The sequence below is a fragment of the Paenibacillus sp. FSL M7-1046 genome (genome assembly GCF_038007405.1).
In the GTDB taxonomy this organism is placed as follows: domain Bacteria; phylum Bacillota; class Bacilli; order Paenibacillales; family Paenibacillaceae; genus Paenibacillus_AQ.
Genome location: NZ_JBBOXB010000001.1, coordinates 4819540 through 4835408 on the forward strand (window position 1 = coordinate 4819540; position 15869 = coordinate 4835408).

General features: G+C 52.2%; 10 protein-coding genes and 1 pseudogene. 10 read left to right on the forward strand and 1 reads right to left on the reverse strand.

All coding sequences use genetic code 11. From position 1 onward, the window contains the following. Positions 1–37: 37 nt before the first annotated feature. Positions 38–1660 (reverse strand): AraC family transcriptional regulator, encoded by a 1623-nt coding sequence (locus tag NYE29_RS21250; protein WP_340897369.1) that lies wholly within the window; start codon positions 1658–1660, stop codon positions 38–40. 147 nt (positions 1661–1807) lie between these two features. Between NYE29_RS21250 and NYE29_RS21255 the strand changes: the two genes are divergently transcribed. The 10 genes and pseudogenes from NYE29_RS21255 to NYE29_RS21300 all read left to right on the forward strand — a co-directional run bounded on the left by NYE29_RS21255 (position 1808) and on the right by NYE29_RS21300 (position 15597). Then, positions 1808–2167 (forward strand): (2Fe-2S) ferredoxin domain-containing protein, encoded by a 360-nt coding sequence (locus NYE29_RS21255; protein WP_076108964.1) that lies wholly within the window; start codon positions 1808–1810, stop codon positions 2165–2167. 109 nt (positions 2168–2276) lie between these two features. Continuing rightward, positions 2277–3215: a carbohydrate ABC transporter permease gene (locus NYE29_RS21260; RefSeq protein ID WP_038594652.1), complete on the forward strand. Its 939-nt coding sequence runs from the start codon at positions 2277–2279 to the stop codon at positions 3213–3215. A gap of 25 nt (positions 3216–3240) precedes the next feature. Further along, the gene (locus tag NYE29_RS21265; RefSeq protein WP_038594650.1) at positions 3241–4080 is read left to right on the forward strand and encodes a carbohydrate ABC transporter permease; all 840 of its coding nucleotides are present in this window, start codon (positions 3241–3243) and stop codon (positions 4078–4080) included. Between the two features lie 155 nt (positions 4081–4235). After that, a pseudogene (locus NYE29_RS21270) lies at positions 4236–5631 on the forward strand (extracellular solute-binding protein). Between the two features lie 101 nt (positions 5632–5732). Beyond that, entirely contained in the window at positions 5733–7544 is a 1812-nt protein-coding gene (locus NYE29_RS21275; RefSeq protein WP_076108967.1) for a sensor histidine kinase, read from the forward strand. Then, positions 7537–9150, forward strand: coding sequence for a response regulator transcription factor (locus NYE29_RS21280; RefSeq protein ID WP_340897374.1), 1614 nt, complete (start codon positions 7537–7539; stop codon positions 9148–9150). Before NYE29_RS21275 ends, NYE29_RS21280 begins: the two co-directional genes overlap by 8 nt. Before the next feature lie 32 nt (positions 9151–9182). Next, positions 9183–11129, forward strand: coding sequence for a hypothetical protein (locus tag NYE29_RS21285; RefSeq protein WP_340897376.1), 1947 nt, complete (start codon positions 9183–9185; stop codon positions 11127–11129). A gap of 111 nt (positions 11130–11240) precedes the next feature. Next, entirely contained in the window at positions 11241–12377 is a 1137-nt protein-coding gene (locus NYE29_RS21290; RefSeq protein ID WP_340897378.1) for a glycoside hydrolase family 88 protein, read from the forward strand. 805 nt (positions 12378–13182) lie between these two features. Continuing rightward, on the forward strand, positions 13183–13332 hold the full coding sequence (locus NYE29_RS21295) for a hypothetical protein (RefSeq protein ID WP_340897380.1): 150 nt from the start codon (positions 13183–13185) through the stop codon (positions 13330–13332). A 387-nt stretch (positions 13333–13719) separates the two neighbouring features. Then, positions 13720–15597, forward strand: coding sequence for a DUF2264 domain-containing protein (locus NYE29_RS21300; protein ID WP_340897382.1), 1878 nt, complete (start codon positions 13720–13722; stop codon positions 15595–15597). Positions 15598–15869 lie beyond the last annotated feature (272 nt).

Sequence of the window (15869 nt, forward strand, 5' to 3'; positions counted from 1 at the left end):
TTCTCAATTACACTTTACAGACTTCAGCCAATGAACACTATGGCTTAATGTGATCTTGTCCTATGGAAATTTGTGATCTTATTGTTCTCATCAGCGTCTTTAGCTGAGCCAATGAAGAGAGGGGATCAAACCCATAGAACATGTCCGGCTGATCGAGGAGATAGACATGCCCGCTGCGGGCTGCGTCAAGCTCCTGCCAGCGGGCGGAGCGCAGCAGGGTCTCGAAGCGCCGCTGGCCCTCAGCGGTTGAAGCGCTGCTGGTGAAGAAGATATGATCTGCCGGATAATCGGCTATTTGCTCAGCCGGTATTTCCAGATAACCACGGTTCATCAGCCCGTGCTCCATCAAGACACCGGGCGGCTGAAAGCCGAGATCGCCATATAAAATCTGGCAACCATGGCCATAACTGCTGCTGAAGCAGTATGCGCTGCTCGTGCCGAACTCCCAAATGACGGCTGTGCCCCGTGCGCCAAGCAGCCGGTCCAATTGCAGGTTAGCTTCGTAACACAGCTGATCATAATGTCTCAACCAGGCTTCGGCCTGTGGCTGCCGGCCTGCAATCCCGGCGATCATCCGAAACTGCTCGCGCCAGTCCATTTGCATGTAAGGCAGCTCTATCACTGGAGCTACCGGCAGCAGCTGCTTGCTCTCTCCGGGGAGGTCATAGCTGATGATGACATCCGGGCGTACAGCGGCAACCCTGTTATAGAGCATGGCCGCGCTGCTGCCTTCCAGCTGAAGCTTAAGCGCAGAAGGAACCGTCTCATGACGTTCCATCCACCCGGAATACACTCCGAGCTGTGGCGTAATCTCCAGAGCCCGCAGGCTTGCGGTATGGTTGAAATTGAGGGCCACAATTCTTTTATTCTTACGGTGGTAGGCTGCAGGAGAAATACCAACGACCTGCTTAAATTTCCGGCTTAAATAGGTCCCTTCAACATAGCCGACCTCCAGCGCGAGCTGAGACAAATTCGGAGCACCTGTCAGCATCCGCTTCTGGGCTCTGCGGATGCGGTGCAGGGTTACATATTCGTTGAAGGTTTGTCCGGTAGCTTTGCGGAAGACCCGCGAGAAGTGTTCCGGGCTAACTCCTGCACGTTCGGCCATCTGACTTCTTGTGATATCCTCGGAATAATGTGCTTCTATATATTCCAGCACGCGGTCAAGCCAATGCGCCGGGGACTGGCTGTTCTCTCTGATTTCGCCATGAAGCTCAGTCAGCAATTCGGTGAATAACTGCTGTACGGTGAAAGGGGACTGAATTTCGCTCCCCTCCCAGACTCTCAGCAGGCGGGCTGCGAGTGTGCAAACCTTAGTCGAGCAATTCGCCAACGGGTGCCTGTCGTTCAGGGGATTTGTCTGATTGCTCAGCAGCGGAAATGTAGAGTATTCAATCCATACCCCCTGCAACTGATGCTGCGGGCTCAGAGAAACACCGGGCTGTGTGCTGCAGCACAGCATGCTGCCGCCGGAGAGGCTAAGGCGTTCGTTTTGAATATCGATAGTTCCGCTGCCTCCGGTTACAATAACAGACAAGTGTCCGGAGGATCCGGGTCCGGGAGCAATGCTTGCGGCTAATCCGGCTAGATTTTCAACGCGTACCGGGAAGTAGAAATGATGGGGATGAGGGCGGGAATCGCCAGGTTGCCGGAGAGGCATGGATAGAATCACTCCTTTGATGTTTGATAATCATTCTCATTTGTATTATAGCAGCCTTTCCCCCTATTGACGATTGTCCGGGCAATCGGTAGAGTTTAGGAGAATTCATGTAAAGGTATTATTGTTCAGAAAGAGGTGGGAGTTTCCATGACGACCTGGAATTTGCAAGGAACAGTAAGCCATCTGCTGATCTGCAATGGGAGCAGCTGCAGAAAGCATAAGGGTGAAGAGGTTGCTGATGCAATAGAGGATGAGATCGAGAAGCAGGGCGCGGAACGGCAGATTCATACGACGGTTACCCGCTGCAACGGAAGATGCTCGGATGCCTGCGTAGTGATTTCCTATCCGGAAGGCGTATGGTATAAGGAGATTACCCCCAAATCGGCCAAAGCGCTGGTGCGCAAGGTTCTGGAAGGCGAACGTCTGGAAGACAACGTGCTCTATACTTACGATGGAGGGCTCATTGCAGCAACCGAGAAAGATGCGAAGGGCAAAAAGAAGAAGTAAAAATTACATCCAATATGATCAAAATACCGTCAAAGCGCTGGCGGTATTTTTTTTATACTAAATTTATAAACAGCGCACAACCAATAACGAAACTATTGAGGTGTTAGACATGGGACAAAACCTGGAAACTTTACCGCAACAACCGCCTGTGCGCAGCCGTAGAGCCTGGTCGCTGCAAAAGGGTGAGACGCTTTCCGGACTGCTGTTCGTAAGCCCGATGCTGATCGGGGTAACGATACTGGTGCTGATTCCGATCATCGCCACGTTATTCCTCGGATTTGCCGATTGGAACTTTGTTCAGGGCTTTGACGGCATCCGTTGGGTAGGCCTGCAGAATTTCACCAATCTGCTGCAGGACGAGATGTTCATCCGTTCGGTGCGCAACAATTTTCTGTTTCTGCTGACGGTGCCGGTGTATTTGCTGGTGTCGATGGTGCTGGCGATTCTGATTGACCGTTATGTGTATATGAAGGGATATTTCAAAATCGCCTATTTCGTTCCTTATGTGTCCATGACCGTAGCGGTAGCCATCGTATGGCAGGTGCTGTTCCAGCCCTCCTATGGACCTATTAATGAGATGCTCAAGGCCATCGGGATTGCCGACCCGCCGAAATGGATTGCCGATCCGCATTTCGCATTGATCTCGATCATGATGATCTCTGTCTGGATCTCCATCGGCTTCAATATGATTATTTACATCGCCGGACTGCAGTCCATTCCGAAGGATTTGTATGAGGCGGCCGACATTGACGGGGCAGGCGCCTGGACAAAGTTCAGACGGATTACCTTCCCGCTGCTGTCACCAACGACCTTTTTTCTTCTTGTAACCGGTATTATTGCCACTTTTAAAGTGTTTGATATTATCGCTGTTCTGACGCAGGGCGGCCCCATCGGCTCAACGACAATGATGGTCTGGTACTTATACGATACAGCTTTTGTAAATCTGAAGGTGGGTTATGCGTCGGCCATCGCTGTGGTCTTGTTCATCTTCGTGATGCTGATTACTTTCGGCCAGTGGCTGGCAGAGAAAAAATGGGTCAATTACTAGGGCGGCAAGGGAGGGAAGAGAAACTATGGAAATACGCACAGGCTTGGACTGGCGCAAAGTAATTATTACGGTTGTAATGTTTGCGGGAAGTGTTTTGTTCCTGCTGCCTTTTATATGGATGCTGGTAACGTCGTTCAAAGTAGAGTCGGAAGTGTTTGCTTACCCGATCCAGTGGCTCCCCAAGAAGTGGAATGCCATTGAGAATTACAAGGAAGTCTGGTTCGGGGATTACCCGTTCACTCTATATTACTGGAACTCGATCAAAGTGGCGCTGATCACGACGGCGTTGTCCTGTCTGGTCTCGGCAATGGCCGCTTACGGCTTTTCGAAGATCAAATTCCGCTCCAGCAATTTCTTGTTTATGATCGTACTAGTGACGTATATGATTCCGGGACAGGCGATCCTGATACCGCAGTTTATCCTGTACCGTAACATCGGGCTGTTTGACAGCCATTTTGGACTGATTCTGCTCGGCAGTTTCAGTGTTCTTGGAACCTTTATGCTGCGGCAGTTCTTTATGGGACTGCATCAGGAGTTCATTGAATCAGCTAAAATAGACGGTGCGGGCCACCCGAGAATCTTCTGGTCGATTGCACTTCCGCTGGTGAAGCCTGCTGTGGCTACTTATGCTATACTCCGGTTCATCTGGACCTGGAATGATTATCAGAATCCGCTGATCTTTATCCGAAGCGACAAGCTGCTGACCCTTCCGATTGCCATTCAGAAATTCACTTCCATGAGTGGAGAGTTCTATTCCCTGATCATGGCGGCCGCAGTGTCGGCAATTCTTCCGCTCATTATTATCTTTATCCTTGGCCAAAAAAGTGTTATCGAGGGAATTGCTCTTGGCGGTGTTAAAGGGTAAGCTGCAAGCGGGAACTCTCCTATATTTAATAGAAGTAAAAATAATTCAATAAAAGTAAATATTGTTTCATGTGTCAAATGAAAGCGTATTCTATAATTCAGTTGTCAGATCCAAGTAAGTGAAAGCTGAAGAAAACTTTGAGGAGGGTTATAGAAATGAGAACAAAAGTATGGGCAGGAGCAATTACGGGGGTTCTGATGTTAAGCCTGCTGTCGGGCTGCGGCGGTAATAACAATAACAATGCTGCAGACGGTGGAGCGACTGCAGGCGCAAACGGGGGGGGCCTCCGGCAGCACCGAGACTACCAATCTGCGGCTCTACACCTACGGTACTGAGGAGGCCTATAACTGGAAGCATACGCTGGAGGCTTATGAAGCGGCAACTCCGGGAGTGAAGATTGAGCTGGTACAGCTCAGTGAGAAGGGAGATACACAGGAGGCCTTCAAAAAGCTGGATCTGGAGGCAGCGTCCTCCGCCCAAATGGACATTCTGATGTTCAGCGATGCGGCGGGTTATGCGCAGCGTGTCGCGCTTGGCATGGCGGAACCGCTGGATGAGTACATTGCCAAGGATAACTATAAGGTGGAAGAGGATTATAAGGTGGATACCCATCTGGACGGCAAGGTCTATGCGCTGCCGGGTAAATTCAATCCATGGTATGTACTGCTGAACAAAGACCAATTGGAGGAAGCAGGTCTTGCAGCGCCAACCGAATGGACCTGGGACGATTTTGCCGACTACGCCAAGAAGCTGACTAAAGGTGAAGGTGCGGAGAAACGCTACGGGACCTACTTCCATGGTCCTCAAGCCGGCGGCTGGATGGAATTCCTGAAGCTGAAGCTGGAGAATCAACCGCAGAACTCCGAGTTTCTCAAAGCCGATGGCACGTCCAATCTGGACGATCCGAACTTCAAGGCGACGCTTGAGCTGAGACTGCGGATGGAGAAAGAGGATAAATCCTCGGTGCCCTATTCCGATATGATCTCCCAGAAGCTGGCCTACCGGACGCAATTCTTTAACCAATCCGCCAGCATGATTCTGATCGGCAGCTGGATGAACACGGAAATTGGCGGTACGGAAAAGGTGCCTTTGAACTTTAATGTGGCGGTTGCCCCGTTCCCTAAAAACACTGCAGGCGATGAAAACGGTCTGACTCCGGTTACTACAGACTATGTAGCTGTCGCAGCCAAATCCAAAAACAAAGAAGCGGCTTACAAGTTTGTGCGCTGGTACACAACAGAAGGACAGCTTGTCCAAGGTAAAAACATCCCGGCCTGGAGCAAGGTGACCAGCGATCAGGTAGAAGGTATAATTGATACGATTCTCACCGGAACCAAAAATCCGGAGAAGGTGGACAAAAAGTCACTGGTAGATACTCTAGTAGCTTCAAAAGCTTCGGCGATTATTCCGCCCGCCACCTACCAGGCTGAGGTCTACAAAGCGATCAATGAGGAATACGAGAAAATGATCCTCGGCGATCAGGATGTGGATACAACGGTGAAAAACGCCAAGGAGCGGGTCGACAAAATTATTGCTGCCAACAAAAAATAATTGATATAATGTTTTAACCTTATACTTCTTGCAGAAACGGATGCCTTCCTTCATAAAAGGGGAGGCGCACCGTTTCTACTTGTTTCAGGGGGACATCCGATATGATTGGCAGACTGAGGGAACTTGCCCCTAAATCCATCCGCCATAAGCTGATCCTGGCAGCTGTGGCTTGTATTCTCGTTCCAGCCGCTCTGACACTAATCATTTATAATTCCTTGACCCAAGAGGCAGTAAAACGGCAAGCGGTTTCAAATGCGGAAGACTCTCTGCAGCTGGTGAGCGGTTCAGTAATGAACAGCTTGAAGGGAATGGTGACCATTGCCAATTACGTGCAGACCAATCCCGGGCTGAGAGCCTATTTCAAGCTGGTGGCCTCGGGTAATGCCAGCGGAAATGAGTATGAACGCTTTATGGACAGCAACCGGGTGCTGGAGCAGCTTGATACCCTTACGGTTGTAGGCCAGAACTGCTATGTTACGATTCTGCTGACCAACAATGCTTACTATATGAACTATTCTGTTAGCGATTACAATCCGCTGGATCTTAAGAAAAAGCCCTGGTTCCAGAAGCTGATGGAACTGAAAGGGCTGGAATCCTATTGGATAGGTGTCGAGTCTACCGATTTCTCCTATGACAAATTTGATCATCCGTATCAGTTGACTGTTGCCCGTACGCTGCGGCTGGACAGCACAGAGATTTACGGCTATGCCATTGTTACGATTATGGAGGATCAGCTCCATTCGATTTTTGGCAATCTTTCCGCCGGCCAAAAGGTGACGTTGCTGGACAGTGCCGGCATGATCGTCTCCGGTGGCGATCCCGAAAGTATCGGTAAGCCGTTTCCATACACCGCCGCTGTGGATCATCTCAAGGATTCCTCTGTGGTTTCCATAGCAGGAGAGCGGTATCTGGTCGCCCAGCAGCAGATTCCGTTCAATGGCTGGAGGCTTGTGCTGATGCAGCCGTATTCACAGAGCATCGTCGATATCAGCTCCATCTTCAACCGGGTATTTACCATACAGCTCATTTCTTTTTTTGTGTTTCTGCTACTGCTGATTACACTGGTCCGTGCCTTTACGAAGCCGCTGGTGCGCCTCGGCAAAGTGACAACGGCAGTGCAGCGGGGCAATCTGCTGGTGCGTTCGGGGGTCCGGGGTAATGACGAGATCGGGCGCTTGGGCCTGCTGTTCGATCAGATGCTGGACCGGGTCAAGGAAATGATAGCCGAAGTGTCCGATACCCAGGCGCGCAAAAGAATAGCGGAGCTCAAAATGCTCCAGGCCCAGATCAACCCGCATTTTCTCTTTAATGTGCTCAACTCGATCCGGATGAAGGTCATGAAGCGGGGAGACCCGGACAGCGCCAAAATGATCGGTTCGCTGTCCATGCTGCTGAGGATGACGATCAGCCGTGAGGAGGATGAGATTTTCCTGCATGAGGAGATCGATCTGGTCTCCCATTATGTCAGCTTGATGAATCTGCGCCAGAAGGAAGAGGCTGCGCTTCAGCTGGATATTGATCCGGAAGCTTTTCTCCTTAACGTGCCGCGTTTCTTTCTTCAGCCGCTTGTCGAGAATGCGCTCATTCACGGCCTCAGCCAAAAGCCGGGAACGATCAGCATCCGGGCAGTCGTGGAAGAGAAGTTCATCGTGCTCACGGTTGAGGACAACGGGCGGGGGATGGACAGCAGCGAATTATCCAGCCTTACCCGCAAGATAAGCTTGGAAGCGGAGAGCCTTCCCGGCAAGGCAGAGCTTAAGGGCTCTTTTTCCGGCATGGGACTGCATAATGTGGTCGAGCGGATGAGAATTCTTTTTGGCGGGGAATTTGCTATTGAAGTCAGCAGCATAGCAGGGGAAGGGACAGTAATCAAGATGTTTATTCCGCACAGGGAGGTGATCCGGGATGTATAAAGTCATGCTGGTGGATGATGATTATCCTGTAATTGAGCTTTTATCCGAAAGTATCCGCTGGGAGGAGCTTGGCCTGTGTCTGATGGGGACGCATGAGAACGGCTGGAACGCCTGGGAGCATGCCCGGCTGGAGATGCCGGATATTCTGATTACGGATATCGGGATGCCGCGGATGAACGGACTGGAGCTGTCCTCACGTATGAAGGAGTTGAAGCCGGAGGTGCGGATTGCCATTCTTTCCTGCCATAACGAATTTCAGTACGCGCAGCAGGCGATGAGGCTGAATGTGCAGGATTACTTGCTGAAGGATGCGCTGGACCCGGAGGATCTGGTGCAGCTCCTGCGCAGATTCAAGGAATCGCTGGATGAGGAAACCAAAACAGGCTGGGAGAATTCCCGGATCAAGCATTTGTTCGGGGAGACCCGGGAGCTGCGCAAGGAGCGGAGCATCAAGAATTTTATCCATCAGCCGCTGCTTTCGCCGGAGAAATGGATGGATGAAGCTGCCGAATATGGATTGTTCCAGAATGGAGAAGGCTGCCTGCCGGTGATCGCCTATCTTGAGGACTACCGGCATGTGAAATACCGCTTCTCCTCGGATCAGACCCTGCATTTCGCCGTATGCAATGTGATGAATGAGGTGCTGGACGGAATGAAGCCGAGAGGGCTGTATATCGGTTACAATGTGAAGTCTTCGTTCCTGTTATTCTCCTATAAGCCCGGTCTTCAGGGCAATATTTATGCCGAAGCCGCCGCCGGTCTGAAGATGATCCAGTCTACCTTGTTCAGGGTGCTGAAGATTCAAATGTCCTTCATTACAGGGGAAGGGACCGGGTCGCCGGAGGGCCTGAAGCAACAGCTTGGCCAACTGCTGGCGGGGGAAGAACAACGTTTCTATCTGGAGCAGGGGGAGATTGCGAAGCGGAAATCCCCGCAGTCTCCGGTTAGCGGCCACACCAACAATCTGTTCGCCCATTATGACCAGGCCAGTATGGAGCTGAGAGAGGTGCTGCTGGGCAGGTCCGGTGATTTGTCGCACACAATAACGGATAAATGGATAGCGCAGATCCGGCAGGAGAAGTATGCACCGGAAGTGGTCAAGGATTGGACGCTGAAGCTGCTGCTCGATCTGAAGCTGAAACTGCATTCCCTGCAGTCGGCCCGGCCTGCTTGTTCGGCGGATACGCTGCATAAGGAGATTGTGGATATTGATTCACTGCCTGCACTGCGGGAATGGCTCGATAATCACCTGAAATCCATCGCCCGCGCCAAAGGTGCGGGTGTCGGGGCAAGCAAACGGGCCGAGGTGATGGAAGCCTGCCAGTATGTCTCCCTGCGTCTGGGCTCCAGAATCAGCCTGGATGAGGTGGCGGATCACTTGCACCTGAATTCCAGCTATTTCAGCAGGCTGTTTAAGAAGGAAACCGGCACTACTTTTATCGAATATGTAACCAAGCTGAAGATGGAGCGGGCCAAGGAGCTGCTGGACGGAACGAACTCTACGGTCGGTGAGATCTGTGAGCAGCTTGGGTATGACAACCAGAGCTATTTTATTAAAACATTCAAGTTGCATGCCGGAGTTACACCCGTGGAATACCGGGGCTGAACATTCAGGTGTGCCAGGAAAGGCGGCGTAATATGCAAAGGGTTGAACTGCATCCCATTATTGCAGCGATGGAACCATCGGATGTCCGGTTGTATTACCCTGACGGCGATCAGAAGACATTCTGGAGCTATGTGCTGGAATCACCGCTATACTGTGATGAGCTTGCGGAGATCCGCCGGGAAGGCGAACGGCTGAATGATGTTCCTATTCCTGAGCTTACGTATGAGCTGTTCTCCATCTATGCCCGCACGGGTTCAAGGCTGGAATATGAGCGGGTCTATTTCGAGCGCAGGCGAATACTGAATACGGCTGTTCTACTGGCGCTGCTGGAACCCGGGCAGGAGAAGCATTTAGCGGCGGTGTGTGAGATTGTGTGGAGCATCTGCAACGAATATACCTGGTGTCTCCCCGCTCATCTGGGAGATACCGGCATCACAGAGACGATTGATTTGTTCTCGGCAGAGACAGGCTTTGCACTCAGCGAAATCAATTGTCTTCTTGGCGAACGGCTGCCTGCCCTGCTGCAGGCCCGGATCAAAGAAGAGGTAGATAAGCGGCTGTTCGTGCCGTACTTAACCTGCGGACCCTATCATTGGGAGACTTCCACCCATAATTGGTCGGCAGTTTGTTCCGGCTCTATAGGCTCGGCGGCACTTTTGCTGATGGAAGATAAGGAAACGCTTACCGGGATCCTGTTCAAAGTGCAGGGCAGCATGGAATATTATTTACAGGGCTTTGGTGAAGACGGCGCTTGTCTTGAAGGGTTGGGGTACTGGAATTACGGGTTTGGCTATTTCGTCTACTATGCTGATCTGCTTCATCAAAAAAGCCGGGGGCAGCTGGACTGGTTCCGGCGTGAGAAGGTAGGCAGCATCGCGGCCTTCCAGCAGAAATGTTTTCTCGGCGGGCAGCTTGTGGCGAACTTCTCCGATTCGCTGGAGTCAGGCCATGTGTTTCTCGGACTCAGCCATTATCTGGCTTCTACGTATCCTGAAGTGGAGGTACCTCCGTTGTCGCTTAGAGCCGCTTACACTGAGGATCACTGCAGCCGTTGGGCTCCTGCTCTGCGCAATCTGATCTGGCGCAAGCCGGAGGAAGGACCAAGAGATTGGGGCAACGCCAGCTATTATCTTCCCGATGCACAGTGGCTGTTATCCCGTCATTCGGGAAAGGATGGCGGTTTCGGGTTTGCTGCCAAGGGCGGCAACAATGACGAACCTCATAATCACAATGACCTCGGGGGATTTATCCTGCAGGGAGAAGGGACGGTATATATTTCCGAGCTGGGCAGCGGGGAATACACTTCAGGTTACTTCGGAATAGAACGGTACTCCTATGATTGCAACGGTTCTCAAGGCCATAGCGTGCCAATTATAAACGGGCAGTACCAGGTTGCGGGAGCGGAGGCTTATGTTGAAGTTCAGGAAGCGAAGGCCGGGGACGGCAGTGATGTGCTAGAGCTTGATTTGACCCGGGCCTACCGTGTTGGCAGCCTGGAGGGATTAACACGCCGTTTCGAATGGGACACAGGTGTTAATCCTCCTGTACTTGCGATGACTGATGAGTTCCGGTTTGCGGAAGCTCCAGCGGTGCTGGTTGAACGGTTTATTACCTTTATTCCGCCTGTGCTTGAGGAAGATACGGTGCTGCTTGTGAGGCAGGGAGAGGGAGATGGGCATGGACAGGCAGATAGAGATGGAGATGGGCAGGCAGATAGACAGGAACATGGACAGGCGGATGAACAAGCTGATGGACAGGCACATGGACAGGCAGATGGGCAGGCGGATGGACGAGCAGATGGGCAGGGGCAGCGTGGGCTGCGTATCAGCTATGACATTGCGGCGCTGAAGCCTGAAATTTCCGTGCATAGCTATAACGACCATTTCGGTAAGGTGAAGACTTGGTATAGTCTGGATTTTTATGCCCGGAACCTGTGTAAGCATGAAAGGTATCATTTTGAATTCAGATTCCTGGACTAAATTAGCTTTCAACCGCGATGAGCGGTTCAATAGAAGAAATGCAGCCGGATGTAATACGAAATCTAGAGTTCAACTTGTATCATCCAAAACAATGAATGGCGGTGGCTAGAGATGACAGCGGAAACAAAGCTGGGATGGGTAGAGGAAGCGTGGAGCAAGGCACTGGAGAAGACACAGAAGAACAGCCGGAGAATCGGCGCGGGGTTTCCCCATGCCAGTCAAGGCGGCCGATATGAACTGGCCCAGCCGTACTGGTGGACAGCCGGCTTCTGGCCGGGACAGCTGTGGCTTCTGTATAACGAGAGCAAGGATGAGTCTTTGCGCGCGCTGGCAGAGGACTGTGAGGAGCAGCTGGACCAGGTTCTGAATGATTATGTCCGACTTGACCATGATCTGGGCTTTATGTGGACTTTGACCAGCGTGGCTTCCTACAAGCTGCTGGCCAGCGAGGTTTCCAAGGTGAGAGCGCTGAAGGCAGCGAATTTCCTCGCGGCCCGCTTTAATCTGAAAGGCAGCTACATCCGGGCCTGGAATCCCTGGTATGAAGGCGAAGATAACCGCGGATACGCGATCATTGACTGTGCGATGAACATGCCGCTGCTTTTCTGGGCGGCAGAGACCAGCGGAGATCCGCGTTACCGCCATATCGCCGAAGCACATATGGACACGGTCGTGAAGCACTTCATCCGCCCGGACGGCTCCGTGTATCATATTGTCCGTTTCGATCCCGAAACCGGCGAATTCCTCGAAGGCATCGGCGGCCAGGGTTACGCCGCCGAGTCGGCCTGGTCCCGCGGCACAGCCTGGGCGATTTATGGACTGACGCTGGCCTACCATCATACCGGCAAGGCTGAATATCTCCATACCGCCCAGAAGGTGGCCCATTTCTTCCTGGCCCGTTTGCCGGAGGACCATGTCCCGCACTGGGATTTCCGCGCACCCGGAGAAGAGCGCGGCTTCCGCGATTCGTCAGCCGGCGCTTGTGCGGCAAGCGGTTTGCTGCTGCTTGCCGACAAAGTTGGCGAGACCGAGGCACCGGTGTACCGGGAGCCTGCGATCCGCATGCTGGAATCGCTATACCGCAATTACGGCACCTGGGACAACGATGCCGAGGAGGGGATGATCCTCCATGGTACGAGCAATTATCCGGCCGGAACGAACATTGATGTTCCCGTAATTTACGGAGACTTCTTCTACGTCGAAGGACTGGCACGGCTGAAGGGGAATGGGCCGTTCTATTGGGAGTAAGCGCCCACCGTTGCGCTGTAGGATTAGGGTAACAGCATGTTTATAGGGAAGAGAGCAATAAGTGCTGAATCTTAGGACTAGAATAAGGGTCAAGAAGAGGCAGCAGATTGGATAGAAATAGTACGACTAGAAGAGATAGCAGCAGATGAGGTAGAAATAGTACGACTAGAAGAGATAGCAGCAGATGGGATAGAAATAGTACAACGAGAAGAGATTGCAGCAGATCGGATAGAAATAATACGACGAGAAGAGATTTCAGAGCGAATGGGTGGTACGACAAGCGGCCGTATTGATCACTAGCGATATTGCATTCGCTGCTGATCTGGCAGTAAGTAACTATATTTCGGAGTACTAGCCTAGGCAGCCTGATGCGCTATATTGTTTGCTGTTCCGCCTCCGTTCGAATATCACCGGATAGTTGCCCAGTACCTGAGATTGTGAATTAATTTAGCAAAATTGCTGCCTGTTCCAGCCAATATGCCTCTCCAGCAGATTGGCTTGCTCCTTAGATGCCAAATCACTCGGAATTTTGTGGGCAACACGTGATTTAAGAGCAGGCAGTGGATACGCAGAGAAGCTGCGGACTCCAGTGCTCTTATTTTCCGGATTTCGCTTGCTTGGCCTGCTTGCCGGACTCCAGCGCACTTATCTGCTCGTAGATCAACTAAATATTCGATTTTCCTAGGAATAGCGTCATCTGAGTCCGCTCGTTCGTGCAAAGAGGCCATTTCTGCAAAGTAACGTCACTGGAGTCCGAAGAGCAGCAGACGCTGGTGGAAGGAGCAGCTTTCCGCGAAGAGCGTTGGTGAGAGTACTGACGAGATTGTTGGAGGATGCGTTGGTGAGAGTGCTGACGAGATTGTTGGAGGGTGCATTGGTGAAAGTGCTGACGAGACTGTTGGAGGATGCACTGGTGAGTGCCGATGATGCTGCCAGAAGATGTGCTGGCGAGTGAGGGGGATGTTGCTGGAAGGAAGGTTACTGGTGTTGAGTGCGATTGGTGAGTGCGCGTGGATTGTTAAGGTACATTTGCGAGCGTGGCGGGTTTGCTGGAAGTAGCACCAGTGAACTAACCTTGTGCGTCTGGATGAGTTGATGGGGCAAACTTGGAGGTAGGCTGCTAGATGATACATTAGCAGGTGCTGACGAGGTTACTGGAAGTAGCATCAGCGAGCACGGATGAGGTTGCTATAAATTGCATTACGGTGCGATGGGACCGTTGAAGATGATCGAAAAACCCAACAGCACAGCAAAAGTTGCATCAGTGAGCGCATCGATTTTGAACGTGTATAGTTGGAGCCTGACTCTGTAAAAATTCGAGAAGCAATTAGGAGTGATGTCGATGAGTAGCCAATGGGGATCAATTGGGGCTAATCCGCTGGTCACAAAAGAAGATATGCAAAATGCTTTCCGTCAGCTGGCCTATCCGCTTAAGCCTTACTATAGTGAGGGACGTGCCCGTCTGAAGCTGGGGGTGACCGGGGTTCATTACGGGCCTGATATTGCTGAAATGGAGGGCTTCTCCCGGGTATTATGGGGATTTGTGCCGTTTCTGGCCGGTGGTGGTGAAGATGACATGTGGGAGATGCTGCTGGACGGCATCCGCAACGGGACCGACCCGGAGCATAAGGAATACTGGGGTGAGGTCGGTGATTATGACCAGCGCCTTGTGGAGATGGCAGCGTTTGGCTACGGGTTGGCGCTGATTCCGGACCGGATCTGGGGGCCGCTGAGCGAACGGGAGCAGAGGAATTTGTTCAATTGGCTGAACCAGATGAACTCACATCCTTGTTATGACTGCAATTGGCTCTTCTTCAATGTGCTGGTTAATCTGGGCTTCCGCAAGGCTGGTCTACCGTATGATGCCGATCAACTGGAGCAGAATCTGCGGCGTATGGATGATTTCTACTTGACCGATGGCTGGTACAGCGACGGTATCGGCGGTCATAGTGATTATTATGTTCCGTTCGCCATCCATTTCTACGGGCTGCTCTATGCCGAACTGATGGGTGAGGAAGATCCTGAACGGGCAAGCGTGTTCAGGGAACGGGCTGGAAAGTTCGCTGCTGAATTCATCCAATGGTTTGCTGCGGATGGCTCCGCGCTTCCGTATGGCCGCAGCTTGACCTACCGGTTCGCCCAATCGGCATTCTGGGGGGCCCTTGCTTTTGCAGGAGTTGAAGCTGTGCCTTATGGTGTTATTAAAGGGGTCGTTCTGCGCAACTTACGCTGGTGGTTCCAACAGGATATTCTGAACGCGGACGGCGTATTAAACATCGGTTATACCTATCCCAACCTGGTGATGGCCGAGAATTATAACTCGCCGGGGTCGCCGTATTGGTCCTTGAAATACTTCCTGCCGCTGGCCCTGCCGGATCAGCATCCCTTCTGGCAGGCGGAGGAACTGCCGCTTCCGGAGCTTGAAGCGCTGGCTGTGCAGCAGCCTGCTCATCTTGTCATCTGCCGCCGGGCTGAAAGCGATCATGTCGTCGCCTTCAACAGCGGGCATAAAGGCACCAATGAGCATACCCATACTTCGGCCAAATATGAGAAGTTCGCTTATTCCACTGCTTTTGGGTTCAGCGTTCCCCGTTCGGAATGGGGAATCTCCCAGGGCGCATTCGATTCCATGCTTGCGCTCAGCGAGGCGGGCGACAATCTGTACCGGGTGAGAAGACAAAATGAAGAGACGCGGATTGAAGACAATCTGCTCTATTCCAGATGGAAGCCTTGGCCCAATGTGGAAGTGCAGACCTGGGTTGTGGCTGGTCTTCCCTGGCATATCCGGATTCACCGGGTACAAACAGAAAGAACACTGGATGCCGCAGAAGGCGGTTTTGCCGTGGCGCTGGAGCATGGACTGCAGGAGATAATTCCTGCTGAAGGAGCAGGTATGACAGCGGTCAGCAGCCATGGCGCCAGCGGAATTCTCGGCTTGGCCGGTTACAGCGAAGCAGGGCTGATCCGTCCGCATACCAATACCAATGTGCTGCGGCCGCGGACAGCCATACCGACGCTGCAGGCGAAGCTTGCTCCCGGGACCCACTGGCTGATCTCGGCCGTGTATGGCGAGCCGGGAAACAGCGGTGAAGGAGGCAAGGCTATGGCTGCCGAACCAGCAGGTGACCCGTTGCAGCTTCTCGGTGTGGAGCTGACGGGGGATGAAATCCGGGTTGCTACTCATACCGGCCAGAGCATCACCATACCGCTGGATCAGTAGAATCTCCCGGCGGGTACAATATTCTGGCTGGCTGGCGGAGAGGGTACCCCTGAGGTTGAAGGTTGACGAGCTGGTACCACAGTAACGGGAATAGTTACCGCTGTATTAGGCTTATTTAGGAAATCGAGCTGCTGCCGGGAAATCAGCCCGCTAAATTTCAATATATTGCGTAACAGGGTAATTCGACTTAATTACCGTTAGGAATTCTCGCTATCCTCCCGGTAAGCGGGATTCTGGTGAAAGTAACGGGTATTAATCCCGTTACTTTCGAA

Coding starts and splice junctions, on each gene's coding strand:
- NYE29_RS21250 (WP_340897369.1), bottom strand. CDS start 1,660: ATGCCTCTCCGGCAACCTGGCGATTCCCGCCCTCATCCCCATCATTTC.
- NYE29_RS21255 (WP_076108964.1), top strand. CDS start 1,808: ATGACGACCTGGAATTTGCAAGGAACAGTAAGCCATCTGCTGATCTGC.
- NYE29_RS21260 (WP_038594652.1), top strand. CDS start 2,277: ATGGGACAAAACCTGGAAACTTTACCGCAACAACCGCCTGTGCGCAGC.
- NYE29_RS21265 (WP_038594650.1), top strand. CDS start 3,241: ATGGAAATACGCACAGGCTTGGACTGGCGCAAAGTAATTATTACGGTT.
- NYE29_RS21275 (WP_076108967.1), top strand. CDS start 5,733: ATGATTGGCAGACTGAGGGAACTTGCCCCTAAATCCATCCGCCATAAG.
- NYE29_RS21280 (WP_340897374.1), top strand. CDS start 7,537: ATGTATAAAGTCATGCTGGTGGATGATGATTATCCTGTAATTGAGCTT.
- NYE29_RS21285 (WP_340897376.1), top strand. CDS start 9,183: ATGCAAAGGGTTGAACTGCATCCCATTATTGCAGCGATGGAACCATCG.
- NYE29_RS21290 (WP_340897378.1), top strand. CDS start 11,241: ATGACAGCGGAAACAAAGCTGGGATGGGTAGAGGAAGCGTGGAGCAAG.
- NYE29_RS21300 (WP_340897382.1), top strand. CDS start 13,720: ATGAGTAGCCAATGGGGATCAATTGGGGCTAATCCGCTGGTCACAAAA.